Below are 16,642 nucleotides of genomic sequence, written 5' to 3'. Positions count from 1 at the left end.
GTGAGTGTTGCAATAAAGAAAATCCGAAGCCATTGTTCTTTACAGCTGCTTCCACTTTTTATTTCCGGCATTTCAGCGAATACTGAATGAAAATGGTATTCTTAGGGTATAACCTTTTTATGTCAGCAACATTCCTCCATCCACCACATTGGTAGTTCCTGTAATATAAGCGCTATCATCTGAAGCCAGATATAAAACCTGACGGGCGATATCTTCGTTTTCGGCATAACGGTGAAATGGGATTTGTCCTTCAAAACCTTTTTGAACAGCATCTGGATTCTCTGGAGAGATCTTTTCCTCAAGAGATCTCATCATTCGGTTATTTACCGGTCCGGGATGAACACTATTCACCCTGATCTTCCTCTCGGCGCTTTCAAGTGCCACGACTCTCATGATCCCTATGACCGCGTGTTTGGAAAGTACATAAGGCCCAAGTCCTGCAAAACCTTTTAAACCCGCTACAGATGAGGTGATAATTACACTAGCCTTTTCGGACATTTTCGGAATAACATATTTACAACCATACCATACGCCTTTCACATTCACATCCAGAATCTTATCAAACATATCATCGGGATAATCATAAAAGGGACTTGCCACCCCTTCTATTCCCGCATTATTGAAAAAAATATCTATCCCGCCAAAGGCTTTTAGGGCAGCTTCTGCATATTTTTTTACTTCTTCCTTTTTTGAAACATCTGCCACAAAAAACTCAACATCTTCAGAATGAAAATCTGAAGCAATTTTTTTAAGCTCTTCTGCTTTAACATCTACCAGCATAAGTTTAGCGCCTTCTTTTAGAAAAAGTGCAGCTGTGGCTTTTCCAATTCCTCCGGCAGCGCCTGTTATCACAGCTCGTTTGCCCTGTAATTTACCATTCATCTTAAAATGTTTTTAGAATTTATTAAAGTTAGCCCCTCTCTGGGTGATTTATGATGACCGATATCAACAAAATCAAAAGAAATCGGGTTTCCCGGTTGATGAATATCATTCTTTTAGGCCTTCCAAAATCGTAAGTTTAATCAGGATTTATCTTTTTGAATTATGGAAACTCTTATTAGAAAATACAGTGAAATTGGGATGAGCGATTTACCTACTGTTGGCGGTAAAAATGCATCGCTGGGCGAAATGCACAGGGCACTTGCGCCTGAGGGCGTAAATATACCCGAAGGATTTGTTGTCACTGCCACGGCATTTAAAAAATACCTGGAAGAAAATAATTTGATTCAACCCATACAGGATATTTTAAAAAGTCTGGACAGGATCAATTATAAAAATCTGCCGGAAGTGGGAATGAAGATTAGAAATCTTATAAAAGCTGGTGAATTTTCTGCCGCCCTTATCGATCAGATTTCCCGGTTTTATAAAGAGCTGGGCAAAAATAAGGATATACCGGTTGCCGTTAGAAGCAGTGCTACCGCAGAAGACCTTCCCGATGCGAGTTTTGCTGGACAGCACGAGTCATATCTCAATATTACAGGTATCGATTCCCTTTTACAGGCCGTAAAAAATTGTTTCGCGTCGCTTTATACCAACAGGGCCATAAAATACAGGGAAGACAAGGGTTTTGACCATAACCAGGTTTTTATTTCGGTAGGAATTCAGCAAATGATAAGAGCTGATATGGCCTGTTCCGGAATCGCTTTTACCCTGGAACCTGAATCGGGACATCGCAATGTTATTCATATTTCAGGGGTTTGGGGTTTGGGAGAATCTATCGTGCAGGGGAATATAGATCCCGATGAATTCATCCTATTAAAACCTGGCCTGGAAAAAGGAAAATATGCTATTCTTCAAAAAAAGCTGGGCGATAAGAATTTTAAGATGGTGTTTACCAAAGACCAAAAAGAAACAGGAATTGTAGCCGTAGATACCGAACCACAAAAAAGAAATGAGTTTGTACTCACCGATGAGCAACTGCTGGAACTGGGCAGGTGGTGTTTGAAAATTGAAAAACATTACAAAAAGCCCATGGATATTGAGTGGGCCATAGATGGCATTTCTGGAAAAATATATATCATCCAGGCCCGGCCCGAAACCGTACATTCAGCAAAAAAAGACAGGACATTTACTGAATATCATATTCAGAAAAAAACCGAAGAGATTGTTTCAGGAAATGCAGTGGGCAGGCAAATCGCCATTGGAAAGGCAAGAATTCTGAAGTCGCCTTCAGAAATTGAAAAAATTAAACCAGGAGAGATTCTGGTAACCGAAAATACAAGCCCGGACTGGGACCCTGTACTTAAAAAAACAGCTGCTATCATCACCAACCGGGGCGGCCGTACCAGTCACGCTGCCATTGTCGCACGTGAGCTGGGAGTTCCTGCAATTACGGGAACTCATGAGGCAACCAAAAAGATCAAAGACGGTGACCTTGTTAGCGTTTCGTGTGCGGAAGGCAGTATTGGCCACGTTTATAAAGGAGCCATTGAATTTTCGGAAAAAAACATTGATTTTGGCAAACTTAAACTACCTTCTACTGAGGTAAAATTCATCCTTTCTGATCCTGAGCGAGCTTTTAGCCTTTCCCTTTATCCTAATAACGGAGTTGGTTTATTGCGCATGGAGTTCATTATAACCCATATGGTCAGGATCCATCCTATGGCGCTGGTGAATTTTAATAAGATCCAGGATAAAAAAACCACGGCTGAAATTGAGGAAATCACCAGGAATTATACCGATAAAAAAGAATTCTTCGTTGACAAACTGGCTGAAGGCCTCGCCTTAATTGCCGGTGCTTTTTATCCAAAAGAGGTGATCCTACGCCTGAGTGATTTCAAGAGCAACGAATATGCGAATTTGATAGGGGGGAGCGAATTTGAACCCAAAGAAGAAAACCCTATGCTGGGATTAAGGGGTGCAGCTCGATATTACCATCCGCTTTACCGCGAAGGTTTCAAACTGGAATGCGAGGCCATCAAGAAACTTCGAGATGTAATGGGCCTTGATAATGTGAAAATTATGGTGCCTTTCTGCAGAACTGTAAAAGAAGGAAAACGCGTTTTAGAATTGCTTCATGAAAACGGGCTGGCAAGACACCATAATGGCCTGGAGGTATATATGATGGTCGAAATTCCGTCTAACGTGATCAGGGCTTCAGAATTCGTGAAACTTTTCGACGGATTTTCTATCGGATCTAATGATCTTACTCAGTTAATTTTAGGAGTCGACCGCGATTCAGAAATGCTGGCAGGAGAATTTAGCGAAAGCGACCCGGCAGTTCTTGAAATGATCGCGAGCGTTATTAAAACCGCCACAAATGCCCGAAAAAAAATTGGACTTTGCGGCCAGGCTCCGAGCGACTCACCCGATTTTGCCAATTTTCTCGTACAATGCGGCATCAATAGTATTTCATTTAATCCCGATGTTTTGCTAAGCGGAATTAAAAATCTTTTGAAGGGGGAAGAGGAAAAAGAAAGAATGAAAATGTTTGTCAAATCCTGATTATTTGAGACTGCCTGAAAAGGTCTATTTTCAAAAGGAAGCTTTTCTACGGGTTCTCCCTTAGTAAAAAATTTAAGAAGCTAGAATTGTTTTGGTTATGGAGGTGACCAAAACTTTAGTGAAGGAATGAATACCTCTGGAAACCTGAAGTTCTCTTAAAAATTTATTCCTTCAAAAAAAGTACAGCCGGCAAAAACCGGCTGTACTTAGTAGTGACAAGGTGAGAAAATCTTCCCCGCAAACCCAATTTTAAGAAACTTTCACTTTTTTAGATTTACTTACTGAAGAATTCTTTTTCATCAGATCAATTTTCAAAACTCCGTTTTCATAATGTGCTTTGATCTCTTTGCTATCATCAACATTATCAGGAATGGAAATTGACCTTGAAAAAGTTTGGTAATTATATTCCCGGGTGATATAATCTTCCTCTTTTTCTTCTCTATTTTCTTCTTTATTCGCAGAAATAGTTAGAAGATCGTTGTTAAATTCAATTTCAAAATGGTCTTTTGTCAATCCGGGTGCGGCCATTTCGATCTCATAATGATTTCCCTTGTCTTTAATATTTAAAGGTGGTAAATCAATTTCAGAACTTAAACCATTGAAGAGTCGGTCAAAGTTCATTAACCTGCGGTTGGTATCCCAGAAATTGAAAAAAGGATCATGGGATAAAAGTCCTCCACCATTTGAAGGACGTTTTGAAGGTGATTTTACTAGTGACATAATTTTAGAATAAGGTTAATAAAAAATGTTGTTTAAAAGTAAACTGCAACCTTATCCTTATCAATGATATATATCAATGCTCCATAATTTTTAGTAATTATTTTCTGAGCTCCGAAGGAATTTTTCCGGTATAGTTAACCAGTTTATCCTGGTGGTTTTTTTGATAATTTTCAAGTATGTTTTTTAAGGATTCCAGGTAAGAATTCAGGTCTTTTTCACTAACTGGATTGGTAACTACAAAACCCGGCAGGAAATTGTCTTCCTCAAGATTTCTGAAGATTTCAGGATAGTTCAAAGAAAGTTCAGAAATAACACCACTTAATTTGTCAAGAATAACCGAAGACTTCATAACTAAAGGATTTTAATTTCTATTAATTTACCACAGAATTTAGATGATCTCTATGATATTTATCAGTTCTAAAGAAGTTGCGAAAAGAAAATGGCGGACTGCTTATTTTATTCTTTTTAAGCCTTCCATATCTATTATTTCAATGTTCTTCCCGTTAATTTTTATCAGCCCATCCTGTTTCAGCACGGAAAGCGACCTGATAAAACTTTCCTTCGAAATTCCGGCGACATGGGCCAGATCACCTCTTGATATCCTTGAAAATTCATTTTTATCGAGGTCAAATTTTTCTGAAAGTTCAAGAATAGTATTCACTGTTTTCTTATGAACAGAAGCATAAGCTGTTTGCAAAAGGTGCTCCTTGAGTTCAATCATATCCCGGGAGATATATTCAGCCCATTCCATAGTAAGCTGTGGATTGTCCTTAAAAATTGCCTGTACCTGGCTTACAGGTAGCCTGAGTAATTTTGCCGGTTCAATAACTTTCGCCTGTTCCGGATAATGTATGTTCCGGTTAAAGGAATAAAATCCTAAAAAATTATTCTTATGATAAATATTGGTAATGATCTCCTTACCGTATTCATCGGTGCTCCTGGTTTTGATGATCCCACTCCTAAGCAGAAAAACATAATTCGCAGGTTGATTTTCATTAAAAAGAAGCTTATTCTTGCCCAACTTCAATTTTTCGCCATTTTCAAGAAAATAATTTCTAAAAGCTTCTACACTTTCGATTTTTATTCTGCCTTCGAAATCGTAGGTGCGGTCGGGACCCTTTAGAATCCTGAATTTCTTCAAACGGGTTTTGATGGTTTCCAGGAGTTGCTTTTCTTCAAAGGGTTTTACGATATAATCGTCTGCTCCCAGGTTCATCCCTTTACGAATATCGTCTATACCAGATTTGGCTGTAAGAAATATAAAAGGAATTCGTTTGGTTTGAGAATTCGCAGAAAGCTTTTTAAGTATTTGATAACCATCAGTCGAAGGCAAAATAATATCACACAAGACGAGTTCTGGAGGATCTTCAAAAGCCAGGCGAAGCCCCTTTTCACCATCAGCCGCGGCACGTACTTTATGACCTGCAAATTCCAGAATTTCCTGGATATTTTGCTGAAGGCATATATCATCTTCAATCAATAAGATCTTAGCCATGGCATTTAGAAATACATAAAAAAATCGCTACCTAAAGTTACTCAAATTTAAAGTTCTTTAGTTGCATTTTAAGTAAGATATTTGGATTGAAAAAATAAGGACTTTCTTTTAAATTACCTTCTTCTTAATAATGGGGAAGAAGGGGTTAAATTATTACGTCACAGGATCTACCTAAATTTTCGCTCCAAAAGATATTAAAAATGATGTTCCATCTGAAGGTAAAATTCCCGGGCCCGGGTAGCCTGTCGCTCTACGTGTGAAATATTTCTCATCTGTAAGATTATTGAGAGAGAATTTCACATTATATTTTCGGTTGAACTCATACGAAAAATTGAAATCCAGGAGAAAATAAGACGGAATAATACCATTTACGCCGTTAATTGAAGAGGCTGTGTTTAAAGCATCGGAATATGCTTTTGAGACAAAGCTGCCCTGCAAACCTGCAGATATATTTTTATAAGAATAGTTAATCCCATTTCTGGAAATCCAGTGTGGAACATTTTCTATCCTATTTCCGCTGATATTGACATTTTCTCCATTGGAGCTTACACTTCCACTGGTGTAGCGAGCCGAATTATATGCGGTAGATGTAAAAACACTAATATCTGGTCGTGAAGCAGTTCCCATGAGTGCAAAAGGATGGAATTCTATATAAGCTTCCATACCCTGGTTTAACATATCGCCGATATTGGTTTTGTAAAAGTAGGTTTCTCCATTTTCATCTTTTATTAAGGTTCCGATACGATCATTGTAACGAAGTTGAAAATAGTTCACATCCCATTGAAGAATGTTTTTTAGGCTGCCCCTTAAACCAATTTCCGAATTATTTCCCCTGGCATCTTTCAAATCGGGATCTGTTCGGTCTAAAGGAGAAGCTGGTAAAATATCGGAATGCAGAACCGGCCTGTAAGCCTGGGTAAAATTGGCATATGCGTTTATGTGAGGTGTTAAATCGTACTGGGCTCCTATTCCAAAAAGCGGAAACTGCCTTTGAAGTGCAAATGGAACTGATGGAGTATCGAAAGCCGTGATTTCTCCGGTCAAATCGGTACTAATATAGTCAAAACGAAAACCCGGTGTTACCGAAAACCTACTGGTGAAATTAAAAACATTTTCCGCAAAGAATGCATAATTAAGGGTTTTGAAGGTTAGATCAACTTTATAGTCGGAGGTTAAAGACAGATCAAAATCGGTTCCAGTAGTTCCTTCGCCTTTCTGCCTGCGAAAGGTTTTGCTGTTTCCATAGCGCACACCAGTCAGCAAATGGTTTTGATTCCCGAATAGCCTGTAATCCTGTCTTAATCTTACTTCCGCAGAATAGCTATGATAATAATCCCGATCTACCTGCCGCGGATTATACTGATTGGTGGCAGTATTTATGGTGTCATTAAAAGTGGGAAGAGTGATAAACTGAACACTGTTTCTCTGGCCGAATATTGCAGAGGTCGAAGCTGTGATGAGCGTATTTTTCGCCGCCTGGATTTCCAGGTGAATAGCCGGCACATAAATAGTTGGGTTAAAATAATTTCTAGGACGATTTGATTGTCTTGGGTTCTCCCGAAACATCGCATCAGTAAGTCCTGCCGCAAAATGATTCACATATTCCATATGCGAAAGTGAAGCGCTAAGGTTTACCCTTTTGTTAAAAGCATAACTTAAGCCTGCATGCCAGGCTGTAAAATTATAATCGCTGTTTTCCCTCCATCCTTCTGAACGTCTGAAATTGTAATAACCATAGTAAGTAAGTTTTTTCTCCTTTCCCCCTATGGCATTAAAAGAGCTGAAAAGTCCAAAGGATCCAGCAGATTGCTGGGTTTCGAAACCAATTTTTTTTGTAGTATCTGCCTCTTTTAAAACATAATTTAACATGCCGCCAAATTGCGGACCGTATTGCAAGGCCCCCGAGCCGCGGATCAATTCAATTTTTTGTACCGCTTCAGATGGTGGATTATAATGGCTTTCAGGATATCCAAAGAGATCGGAATTGATCACATTTCCATTTTGCCGAACATTCATTTCCCAGGAGCGATGTGGATTTAAACCGCGAGTAGCGATACTTACCTGATTGCCGGTACCATCCATTTCCCAGACCGATACACCGGGAATTTTTGCAAATATCTGACGAGGGTTATTCTCAGCGAGATCTATATTCTCATTCTGAAGGTATATCACCTCATTTTTTTTACCGGCATAGATATTCGTTCCTTTTACCTGAGGTAGAAAAGAAACCGATCTTTCAGAATTTCGTGCCGAAATATTAATATCCTGAAGGGTTTCAGTTGTATCTTTTAAGGTAATTACCCTGTTTACAATACCTGCTTTTTTATGAGAAAACTTCTCGGCGAAGCTTGCATACGAAACATGAGAAATCTTTAAGGTATAGGTTCCGGCAGGTATTCGCTGAATTTCAAAATTCCCGTCCCCGTCAGTAGTTGTACCTTTTTGTCCCGGGTTAAGCAACACATTTGCATCTGCAATTCCTTTTCCATTCTTATTAATAATTTTTCCTTTAAGCGTAAAGTAGCTCTCCTGAGCAAAAGAATGATTATAAATTGAAAACATGAAAAACAGGAGAATTGAAAGGCATTTTTGAGAGTAGGGTAATTGCTTTAACATACTTTTTCCGGGTTTGGCGGCATAAAAGTAAAAGATTAATATCAGCTTAAGATTAATCAAAAGATAAAAAGGTTTAACAAAAAGATAAGGATAGGGAGGAGTTTTTTAAAGGCTATGATATCTTGCTTTTTGAAATCCAAAGTTACCAGAGGCAGGCCATAGAACTTTTTAAAATTTTACTATACCTTTTCCTATAGAACTTCAAACATCTTCCGCTTTATTAACAAGCATTGTTTTACTATATTTCTTTAATGATCTATAAGAGAAAATTAATTATAGAGAAATTAGCGATAAAATAAGATCAAAATGAATAAAGACAAATATGACCTGATAGTTCTTGGAGCCGGTTCAGGTGGTCTTGGCGCTGCCCTGGGAATAAATAAACTCGGATTGAATGTTCTACTTATAGATCGCAACGCAGAAAAACTTGGGGGAGAATGCCTGAATACGGGCTGCGTTCCCAGTAAAGCTCTTATTCATTTAGCGAAGCAAATTCAAAGCGCAAGAAATGCGCGAAAATTAGGCTTAGAACTTTCGGGAGAAGTTAGTATAGCAAAGATCAAAGATTATGTTCAGGAAAAACAGAAAGCCATTAAAGCCCATGAAAATTTGGAATATCTACAGGGAGAAGGTATAGATGTGGAGTTGGGCGAGGCTTCTTTTCATTCCAAAAATTCCATTCAGGTCAATGGAAATATTTTTCAGGCCCGGAATATAATAATTGCGACCGGCTCTTACCCCACCACCATCAGCATTGAGGGAGCAGAAAACATTCCCGTTTTTACCAATGAATCCATTTTTGATATCGATTTTATTCCTGAAAATTTTCTTTTCCTTGGCGGCGGTCCTGTAAGCCTGGAACTAGGCCAGGTTTTCTCGAGGTTCGGTTCCAGGGTGAGCCTTGTAGAACGAGGAAAAAGGATCTTGAAAAAAGAAGATCCCTCTATTTCGAGACTTCTTCAGTCACTTCTAGAAAAAGAGGGAATGGAATTTTATCTCAATTCAGAAGTGAACAGGGTAATAAATAATGAGGCTGTCGTAGTTCAAAAATCCGGAAAGGAAAATAGAATTCCTATTGATGCAATTTTTATGGGTTTAGGGCGCAATCTTGATTTCAGTTCTTTAAAACTAGAAAATGCAGGAATTGAGACAAAAGATGGGAAAATTATCCTCAATGAAAAATTACAAACCACTAATAAACGGATATTCGTTAGCGGCGACGCCGCAGATAATCTCAAATTTTCACATGCCGCCGAAATGCACAATATGCTTCTCATCAACAATTTCATTTCTCCTTTTCCCAAGAAACTCAAATTCAAACATTTTTCCTGGGTAACTTTTACCGATCCTGAGGTTGCGCATTTTGGGCTGAATGAAGATCAACTTCAGAAGAAAAAAATAAAATATACCCGCTTAGAAAGCAATTTCAGTAGTAATGACAGGGCGGTTATTGATGATTACGAATTCGGGAAATTGATTATTTACGTAGAGAAGAAATCATTTTATTTTACGAACGCCAGGGTTCTTGGAGGCTGTATGCTCGCTCCTAATGCCGGGGAAATTATACAGGAACTTATTCTTGCCAATTCCGCGGGTATTAAATTAAATGCTTTTATGAACAAAATTTATCCATATCCCACGGCGGCTAACATTCATAAGATCTTAATCAGGGAATATATGATTGATCAATTAAAACCGTGGATGAAAGGGATCATTAAAATATTGTACAGGTTAAACTAATGAAAGTAAGCATCATTATTCCTTGTCTTAACGAAGCTCCATTTTTGCCAAATACGATTGAAAACTGCCTGGGTCTGGAAGGAGATTTCGAAATTATTGTAATCGATGGCGGAAGCCGGGATCAAACCGAAACGGTGGCACGAAGCTATGATAATGTGAAATTTTTCAGATCTCCCAAAGGAAGGTCCCTACAAATGAACTATGGCGCAAAAAAAGCTCAGGGATCGGTGTTACTTTTTCTCCATGCCGATACTTTATTGCCTGCAGACGCTTACTTGCTTATAAAAAAACGGCTTCAGAAAAAAGGGCATATTGGCGGAAGTTTCAGGTTAAAACTGGATACTCCACATCCTTTTTTAAAACTTTATACCTGGTGTAGCCGATTTAGCCTTGAATTTTTCACTTATGGAGATCATGGCATATTTATCAAGAAAGAAGTTTTTGAAGAAATTGGAGGTTTCCGGGAAATTCCTTTGATGGAAGATATCGAAATCCAAAAACGACTTCGGAAAAAAGGGAAATTCAAAAAATTGAGTAAATATGTGATAACTTCCGGCCGCAGATTTGAAAAAAATGGTACGGTTAAACAGCTGATAATTGATGTTCTGCTCGTTGCTTTATACAATATAAAAGTGCCTCCGGCTAAATTAAAAAGATTCTATAGCGACCACTGCTGAAAATTAAATAATTACAAGATTTCCGCCTCCGGTAAAAAGAAAGACCAGGTTAGCGGCCAATAAAATAGAGTCATAATGCCAGCCAAAACCTTTTTCGGCGTAAAAACCTGTATCCCAGACAAAGATCTTCTTTGAAATAGCTCCTATCATAACCCCTATTAAAAGCAGGGCAGCTATTTGAACATAAATTCCCAGGATGAGGCCAACAGAAGCAATTACTTCAATAAGTCCAAGAATAAAAGTGAGGGATTTGCTCATTCCAATACTTTCGCTTCGCTTCTCAGGTTGCGTAAAATGACTCCATCCGCTTGTTATAAAAACAATTCCGACAATAATTCGCAACAGGAGGAGTGGCCAGCTGCTGTAATCATTCAGTTCAGGAAAAATCATAACTCAGATTTTCTTCGAAATTTAATTACTGATCATTTTTAATGGCAGTAGCAGGTTTATTAAAAATTCCGATAAAAGACCAGGCTACTACTACTCCAAAAATTATATGAATTACTATTTGAACCCAGTTCCTGGCCTTCGCGAACCATGGAAAAATAGCGGTAAATCCATAAAAATTAATAAAGTATAAAAGGAGTCCGAGAACAATTCCTATAACTATCGCGATAGATTGGGTTCTATTTTTGACGATAAATGCCGCTATGATACCGTAAAGTACCGAAAGTGGGAAATGTATCGCCATCGCAGACATAAAAAGACCAAAATCAAAATGAGGTTTGCCGGCAAGAATTTCCTTTCCATACCAGATAGCTCCCATCATCGTTGGCGGCAACCAGCCACTTTTATTTAAAAAAATGGGATTCATAATCATTTCTAACATGATCATCACTACGGCACCAATGATTCCGGACCATATTGCTGCTTTCCAAAAATTTGATTTCATGATAATATCTTTTTGATCTACCTGAAATTACAAAAAGGAGCCTTATTCAATTGTCATAATTATGACATTACGTCCTTTTGAAAGAAAAGTGCGTTTATTTTTAACATTGCTTTTAGGGATTAATGCTCATTCTTTTCTGCTTTTAACTTTTAATTTGCTTTTCATACATCTCGGGTATTATTTTATTGATCTTCGATTAGTCAATGCGTGGAATTATGCTTAAATTAAGGTAAAGACAATTGAAAATGAAAAATACGATAAGAGAAGGCGCTGATTTCCCAGATTATGAACTCCCGGATCATCAGGGGAAAATGCAAAAGCTCAGTAAACTTCAGGGCAAAGATCCAATGGCAATTATGCTTTCACGAGGTGGTTATTGCCCAAAAGAAGATCTTCAGCATCAATGGCTGGTAAAAATGGAGGAAGAAATTAAAGTTGGTTATTGTAAACTTGTCACCATCAGTACCGATTCTCAATTACAGTCTTTGGAATGGCGTACGCGGCTTGGAGCACACTGGCCTTTCTTAAGCGATGAAGAAAGGATTCTTCAAAAAGATCTTGAGATCAAGGAATATACCGATCCCAAACACGACCCTATGATTCCGCATACCATTCTATTGGAGCCGGGTCTAAAGATTTACAAAATCTATAATGGCTACTGGTACTGGGGCAGGCCCACGCCGGAAGAATTAAGACAGGATTTTCGGGCTATCTCCAGGAAAATCAGGCCAGATTGGGATCTTTCAACCCCCTTTATAAAAGAGAAATGGAAACAAAATGAAAAACAGTATTTTTATCCTTATGGAGAAAAAAGCTGAAGCTAATTTTTACCATTCCTTTAAGAAAATGAAAGTTTTCTTCAATTAACTTTAAATAACCTAACAACCTCCCAATAAAAATTCAACAAAATGAAGGAGCATTCTAAAATCTGGTACCTGGAAAATTTTAATTTTTTTTCAGAATTAACCGATAAGCAAAGAAGCTTTATTTGTAAGAACACGGTAATGAAAACCATTGGCAAAGATGAAACGGTATACTTCCAGTCAAGTCCTGCAAACAGCGTATATTTTCTTAAAAAGGGAAAAATAAAGATCTCCCATTTTAGCCCTGAGGGAAAGGAATTTTTAATCAGCATTCTGGAACCTGGGGAAATTTTCGGGGAATCTTTCCTAAATCCATCAAATTTCAGAAAAGATGCGGCCATTGCTGAAGAGGAAGCTACTTTTTGTGTAATGAGCAGTAGTAATATGAAAAAACTTCTGCTAATGGTTCCTGAGCTGAATTTAAAATTTGCCCGGTTAATAGAAAGCCGGCTGGAGAAATTACAAAAACGGCTTGAAGATGTTTCTTTGAAAAGCAACAGGGAGCGTATCTTAGAATTTCTCAAAGAATCGGCCCTTCCCATGGCCGAAAGATTCGGTAAGGAACTTATCATTAATAATAACCTTACTCACGACAAAATTGCCCAGCTGACTTCTACCAACAGGCAGGAAGTCTCAAGTGTTTTCAGCTCCTTAAAGAAAGAGGGAATCATAGATTATGACAGGAAAGAAATTCATGTTAAAGACCTTGAAAGGCTATTGCAACTTACCTAATTCTTTATGCTTAGAAAAAGACAGCTGTCGAAAATAAATTTGTTATAATGTTTTATCGTTATCTCATAATCAGCACCCTTCTATTTGTTATCCAGTTCCAGGCATTTTCCCAGGTTTATCAAATCCAAGATGAAGGATCAATTATAAAAGTAGAAGGTAATTCCACCCTCCATCCCTGGACCATGAAAGCTAGCAAAATGTCGGGGAAATTTGTTCCGGTTTTTGAAGACGGAGTTTTAACCGGTATCAAAGAACTAAAACTTGAATTACCGGCAGAAAACCTGAAAAGTGATAAAAGCGGATTGAATTCTGATGCTTATGAAGCCCTGCAAACCGATCAATACCCAAACATAAAGTTTGTTATGTATAGCGTAGAGAAAATTTCTAAAACAGGAACCAACAGCTATCAGGTGAATATACTTGGGAAATTAAGCATTGCCGGAAATGAACAAATAGAGCATATTAATTTCGACTTAAAGAAGGAAAAAGATATGCTACACCTCAGCGGAGATAAGTCTTTAAAAATGACAAGTTTTAATATTGAACCGCCCTCGGCTTTTTTTGGCCTGCTGGAGGCAGATGATCAGGTACAGGTTCAATTCAAGATCACTTATCTACGACGGTAATTTTTGCTTTCTGTAAATCTTCTCACAAATTTCGATAGATGCCTATATTTTCTTTTTCTTCGGAAATACCACTGACCTCCGCATACTTTTCAAAATAAGTTTTCATTCTGATAAGGCGCCAGACCAATAGTTTCAGGCAATTTATGTTAAACAATGCTAAAAAACATTCCAGGTGGAATGTTTTTAAATAGTTTTGTCATATGGAACAGGAATTAAAAACGGAAGCCACTCGTAAATTGATATGCGAAACGGCTTTTAAGAAGTTTTATAAAAACGGTTTTAAAGCGACCAGTGTCAATGATATCATGAAGGCCACCGGTCTTTCTAAAGGCGCCTTCTATCACAATTTCAAAAACAAAGATGAACTTGGGGTATTAGTGGTGAAAGCGGAATTAAACACCAGAATTTACGAAGCCATGGTTACCCCACTCTACGCCGAGGGTGAAGCCAAAGCAATTCTAAAAAAAACCTTTTTAAATAAGTTCGAGGCTTTTACAAGTGATGAAAAATTAATGGGCTGCCCGGTGAACAATCTGGTCAATGAAATTGGTGGTTCAAAAAATTTACTTAACCAGGCTTTAAAAGAGCTTATTGATACCTGGGTGAACGCAGTGGTAGAAATTATTGAAAGGGGCCATAAAGACGGTTCCATAAAACCGGAAACAAATCCTCATGAGACCGCCATTTACCTGGTGAGTTCTTTTGAAGGAATGCGTGGTATTAGAAAGTTGTACACTAATGATATTAGCTGGAATGCCTATCGTGGCGCCCTGGAAAAATATTTAGATCAACTATAGAGCAAATGATTCATTGTAATGAAAAATAAACATCTTCTTAATCAGATTTTAAAACCAAAAAATTATGTTCAAAATCAGCAAAATTAGTACACTTTCTATAATGGCTTTATTCCTTTTTTCAGCCTGTAATTTTGGAAACTCCCAATCTTCAGAAGAAAAAGATAAAACATCAACGCAGAAAGATGAAGTTCAGCAGGTAGCAAAAGAAAATAATAGGAATTTGAAAAAAGCCCCTGAATTTGAAGTTACCACTATAGGTAATCAGAAAATAAGCCTGGAAAAATCAATGGCTGAAAATAAACCAATCATGATTTACTTTACCGCTTCCTGGTGCCCGATGTGCGCCAAAAACTGGCCGGCGATAGAAGAAGTCTACCCCGAATATAAAGACAAAGTAAATTTTGTAGCCATCAGCATAGATCCTACCGATAATGAAGAAGTAATGACCAGGCTGGCCGAGGAAAAAAATCTCCATTTCCCTTTGGTAAAAGGCACACCCCAGGTCATGATAGATTTTGGTGTAGGTAGCCAGGCAACTACCGTAGGCGTTAATGAAGATGGTTATGTAGAATTTCAGAAAGATAAAACTGTACTCACGGCCGACCAATACAGGGACCTTTTCGAACAACTAATAAATTAAATGGATTTTATAGGATTCTCATTTCTTCAGGGAGTACTTGCTTTTTTGGCCCCATGTGCGGTTGCCTTATTACCCGCCTATATTCTGGCTTTTATATCACGAAATCCAGAAAGTGCCGAAAAAACTTCCGCGCGATTAGGCCGTGGCTTTAAACTGGCTTCGCTGAGTATTTTGGGAATTCTCCTTATCTATAGTGCAGCCGGAATCATGATAGTTTTGGCGAGCCAGGTCTTAAAGGATTATATGAAATGGATTACCATTGGCATGGGTGTGATCTTAATCATACTGGGGGTACTTATGCTTCTGGGAAAAAGCGTGTCTTTTTCTTTTAATATCCACAATTCAAATTCAAAAACTGAAGCCGGTGAGGCCTTTATTTTCGGAATTGGATACGCTATTGGTGCATTAGGATGTCTTTTCCCACTATTTCTAATTGTGGCTACACAGGCACTGGCAGCAGAATCAGTTTTAGAAGGGATTTCGTATATCCTGGCCTATTTTGCCGGCATTAGTGGAATGATGAGCCTCACCATCATCCTGGCAATTTTTGCAAAGGATTTTTTGTTGAAAAACCTTGGAAGAATACTCCCGTATATGGAAAAGATTACCGCTATACTAATTTTCATAGCAGGAGTATATGTGATCAATTATCAAATGGCACTGTTCTAATGTATATATAGGCTATGATCAGGAAAGTGCCTTTAAATGAATGTTTAATATTAAATTTTAAATTATGTCAAACCAAACTTACAAAATCGGTTTAAAACCGGTTGAACTGGAAGATGCTAATGAGCAACAAAAGGAGATCCTGGAAAAAGCTAAAAAAGCTAATGGGATGATCCCTAATATGTATAAGAATATGGTGAATTTACCGGCCTTACAAAATACTTACGATACCGGTTACCATCAGTTTAGAAAAGACAGCGGATTTACACCTGCCGAGCAGGAAGTGGTATTATTAACCATCAGTATTGCCAACTCCTGCGGTTACTGTACCGCTGCCCATAGTTATTTAGCTGAGAATGTTTCAAAAACTCCTAAAGAAGTGATTGAAGCTATCAGGCAGGGCCATAAAATTGAAGATGATAAACTGCGCGCCCTGCATGAATTCACAAAGGTGATGAATGAGAGCAGAGGTAATCCTACTCCGGAAGAAGCCAAAAAATTCCTGGACGCCGGTTATTCTGAAAAACAGATCCTGGCTATCATTCTTGCCCAGGCTGTTAAAACCATAAGTAACTATTCCAATCATATTTTCCATACCAAAGTTGACGAGGCTTTCGCGGGAAGTAAATTGGAAAAAGCTTAAAATATAAATGAGGAAAAGTCAATTTTCCGGCTTTTCCTCATTTTATTACTTAATTTGAAAGTAAACTTTTGCCTGCTTAAAGGTGTTTCTT

General features: G+C 38.1%; 17 protein-coding genes. 10 read left to right on the top strand and 7 right to left on the bottom strand.

Annotated features, from left to right (window positions below):
• Positions 1-117 precede the first annotated feature (117 nt).
• Positions 118-882, bottom strand: a complete 765-nt coding sequence (locus C7S20_RS07385; protein WP_107011884.1) for an SDR family NAD(P)-dependent oxidoreductase — start codon at positions 880-882, stop codon at positions 118-120.
• A 162-nt stretch (positions 883-1,044) separates the two neighbouring features.
• Here C7S20_RS07385 and ppsA point away from each other — a divergent pair, with 162 nt between their 5' ends.
• Entirely contained in the window at positions 1,045-3,444 is a 2,400-nt protein-coding gene (ppsA, locus tag C7S20_RS07380) for a phosphoenolpyruvate synthase (protein ID WP_107011883.1), read from the top strand.
• Between the two features lie 249 nt (positions 3,445-3,693).
• Here the strand turns inward: ppsA and C7S20_RS07375 are convergent, their stop codons facing one another.
• The 4 genes from C7S20_RS07375 to C7S20_RS07360 all read right to left on the bottom strand — a co-directional run bounded on the left by C7S20_RS07375 (position 3,694) and on the right by C7S20_RS07360 (position 8,221).
• The gene (locus tag C7S20_RS07375; RefSeq protein ID WP_107011882.1) at positions 3,694-4,164 is read right to left on the bottom strand and encodes an Hsp20/alpha crystallin family protein; all 471 of its coding nucleotides are present in this window, start codon (positions 4,162-4,164) and stop codon (positions 3,694-3,696) included.
• A 97-nt stretch (positions 4,165-4,261) separates the two neighbouring features.
• A complete protein-coding gene (locus C7S20_RS07370) occupies positions 4,262-4,513 on the bottom strand; it encodes a hypothetical protein (RefSeq protein WP_107011881.1) in 252 nt (83 codons plus the stop codon).
• 102 nt (positions 4,514-4,615) lie between these two features.
• Positions 4,616-5,659, bottom strand: a complete 1,044-nt coding sequence (locus C7S20_RS07365) for a response regulator (protein ID WP_107011880.1) — start codon at positions 5,657-5,659, stop codon at positions 4,616-4,618.
• Positions 5,660-5,830: 171 nt separating this feature from the next.
• On the bottom strand, positions 5,831-8,221 hold the full coding sequence (locus C7S20_RS07360) for a TonB-dependent receptor (RefSeq protein ID WP_159039894.1): 2,391 nt from the start codon (positions 8,219-8,221) through the stop codon (positions 5,831-5,833).
• Between the two features lie 360 nt (positions 8,222-8,581).
• Between C7S20_RS07360 and C7S20_RS07355 the strand changes: the two genes are divergently transcribed.
• Positions 8,582-10,015 carry a dihydrolipoyl dehydrogenase family protein gene (locus C7S20_RS07355; RefSeq protein WP_107011878.1) on the top strand — a complete coding sequence of 478 codons (1,434 nt, stop codon included), beginning with the start codon at positions 8,582-8,584 and terminating at the stop codon, positions 10,013-10,015.
• Positions 10,015-10,692: a TIGR04283 family arsenosugar biosynthesis glycosyltransferase gene (locus C7S20_RS07350; RefSeq protein WP_107011877.1), complete on the top strand. Its 678-nt coding sequence runs from the start codon at positions 10,015-10,017 to the stop codon at positions 10,690-10,692. Before C7S20_RS07355 ends, C7S20_RS07350 begins: the two co-directional genes overlap by 1 nt.
• A gap of 3 nt (positions 10,693-10,695) precedes the next feature.
• On the opposite strand, the gene C7S20_RS07345 is transcribed toward C7S20_RS07350, so the two are convergent.
• Together C7S20_RS07345 and C7S20_RS07340 are read right to left on the bottom strand one after the other, a co-directional pair.
• Positions 10,696-11,082, bottom strand: coding sequence for a DoxX family protein (locus tag C7S20_RS07345; protein WP_107011876.1), 387 nt, complete (start codon positions 11,080-11,082; stop codon positions 10,696-10,698).
• A gap of 25 nt (positions 11,083-11,107) precedes the next feature.
• The gene (locus C7S20_RS07340; RefSeq protein WP_107011875.1) at positions 11,108-11,584 is read right to left on the bottom strand and encodes a hypothetical protein; all 477 of its coding nucleotides are present in this window, start codon (positions 11,582-11,584) and stop codon (positions 11,108-11,110) included.
• A 245-nt stretch (positions 11,585-11,829) separates the two neighbouring features.
• On the opposite strand from C7S20_RS07340, the gene C7S20_RS07335 reads away from it, so the two are divergent.
• The 7 genes from C7S20_RS07335 (at position 11,830) to C7S20_RS07305 (ending at position 16,551) form a co-directional block, all read left to right on the top strand.
• A complete protein-coding gene (locus C7S20_RS07335; RefSeq protein ID WP_193510799.1) occupies positions 11,830-12,402 on the top strand; it encodes a redoxin domain-containing protein in 573 nt (190 codons plus the stop codon).
• Positions 12,403-12,492: 90 nt separating this feature from the next.
• On the top strand, positions 12,493-13,179 hold the full coding sequence (locus C7S20_RS07330; RefSeq protein WP_107011874.1) for a Crp/Fnr family transcriptional regulator: 687 nt from the start codon (positions 12,493-12,495) through the stop codon (positions 13,177-13,179).
• 47 nt (positions 13,180-13,226) lie between these two features.
• Positions 13,227-13,805 carry a YceI family protein gene (locus C7S20_RS07325; RefSeq protein ID WP_107011873.1) on the top strand — a complete coding sequence of 193 codons (579 nt, stop codon included), beginning with the start codon at positions 13,227-13,229 and terminating at the stop codon, positions 13,803-13,805.
• A gap of 200 nt (positions 13,806-14,005) precedes the next feature.
• On the top strand, positions 14,006-14,602 hold the full coding sequence (locus C7S20_RS07320) for a TetR/AcrR family transcriptional regulator (RefSeq protein WP_107011872.1): 597 nt from the start codon (positions 14,006-14,008) through the stop codon (positions 14,600-14,602).
• A gap of 64 nt (positions 14,603-14,666) precedes the next feature.
• Positions 14,667-15,242, top strand: coding sequence for a peroxiredoxin family protein (locus C7S20_RS07315; RefSeq protein WP_107011871.1), 576 nt, complete (start codon positions 14,667-14,669; stop codon positions 15,240-15,242).
• Positions 15,243-15,911 (top strand): cytochrome c biogenesis CcdA family protein, encoded by a 669-nt coding sequence (locus tag C7S20_RS07310; protein WP_107011870.1) that lies wholly within the window; start codon positions 15,243-15,245, stop codon positions 15,909-15,911.
• 64 nt (positions 15,912-15,975) lie between these two features.
• On the top strand, positions 15,976-16,551 hold the full coding sequence (locus C7S20_RS07305; RefSeq protein ID WP_107011869.1) for a carboxymuconolactone decarboxylase family protein: 576 nt from the start codon (positions 15,976-15,978) through the stop codon (positions 16,549-16,551).
• The last annotated feature ends 91 nt before the right edge of the window (positions 16,552-16,642 follow it).

It is taken from the genome of Christiangramia fulva, from assembly GCF_003024155.1.
Taxonomy (GTDB): Bacteria; Bacteroidota; Bacteroidia; order Flavobacteriales; family Flavobacteriaceae; genus Christiangramia; species Christiangramia fulva.
Note: the sequence above shows the minus strand (reverse complement) of the source record. Positions and strands in the feature narration are given on the sequence as shown.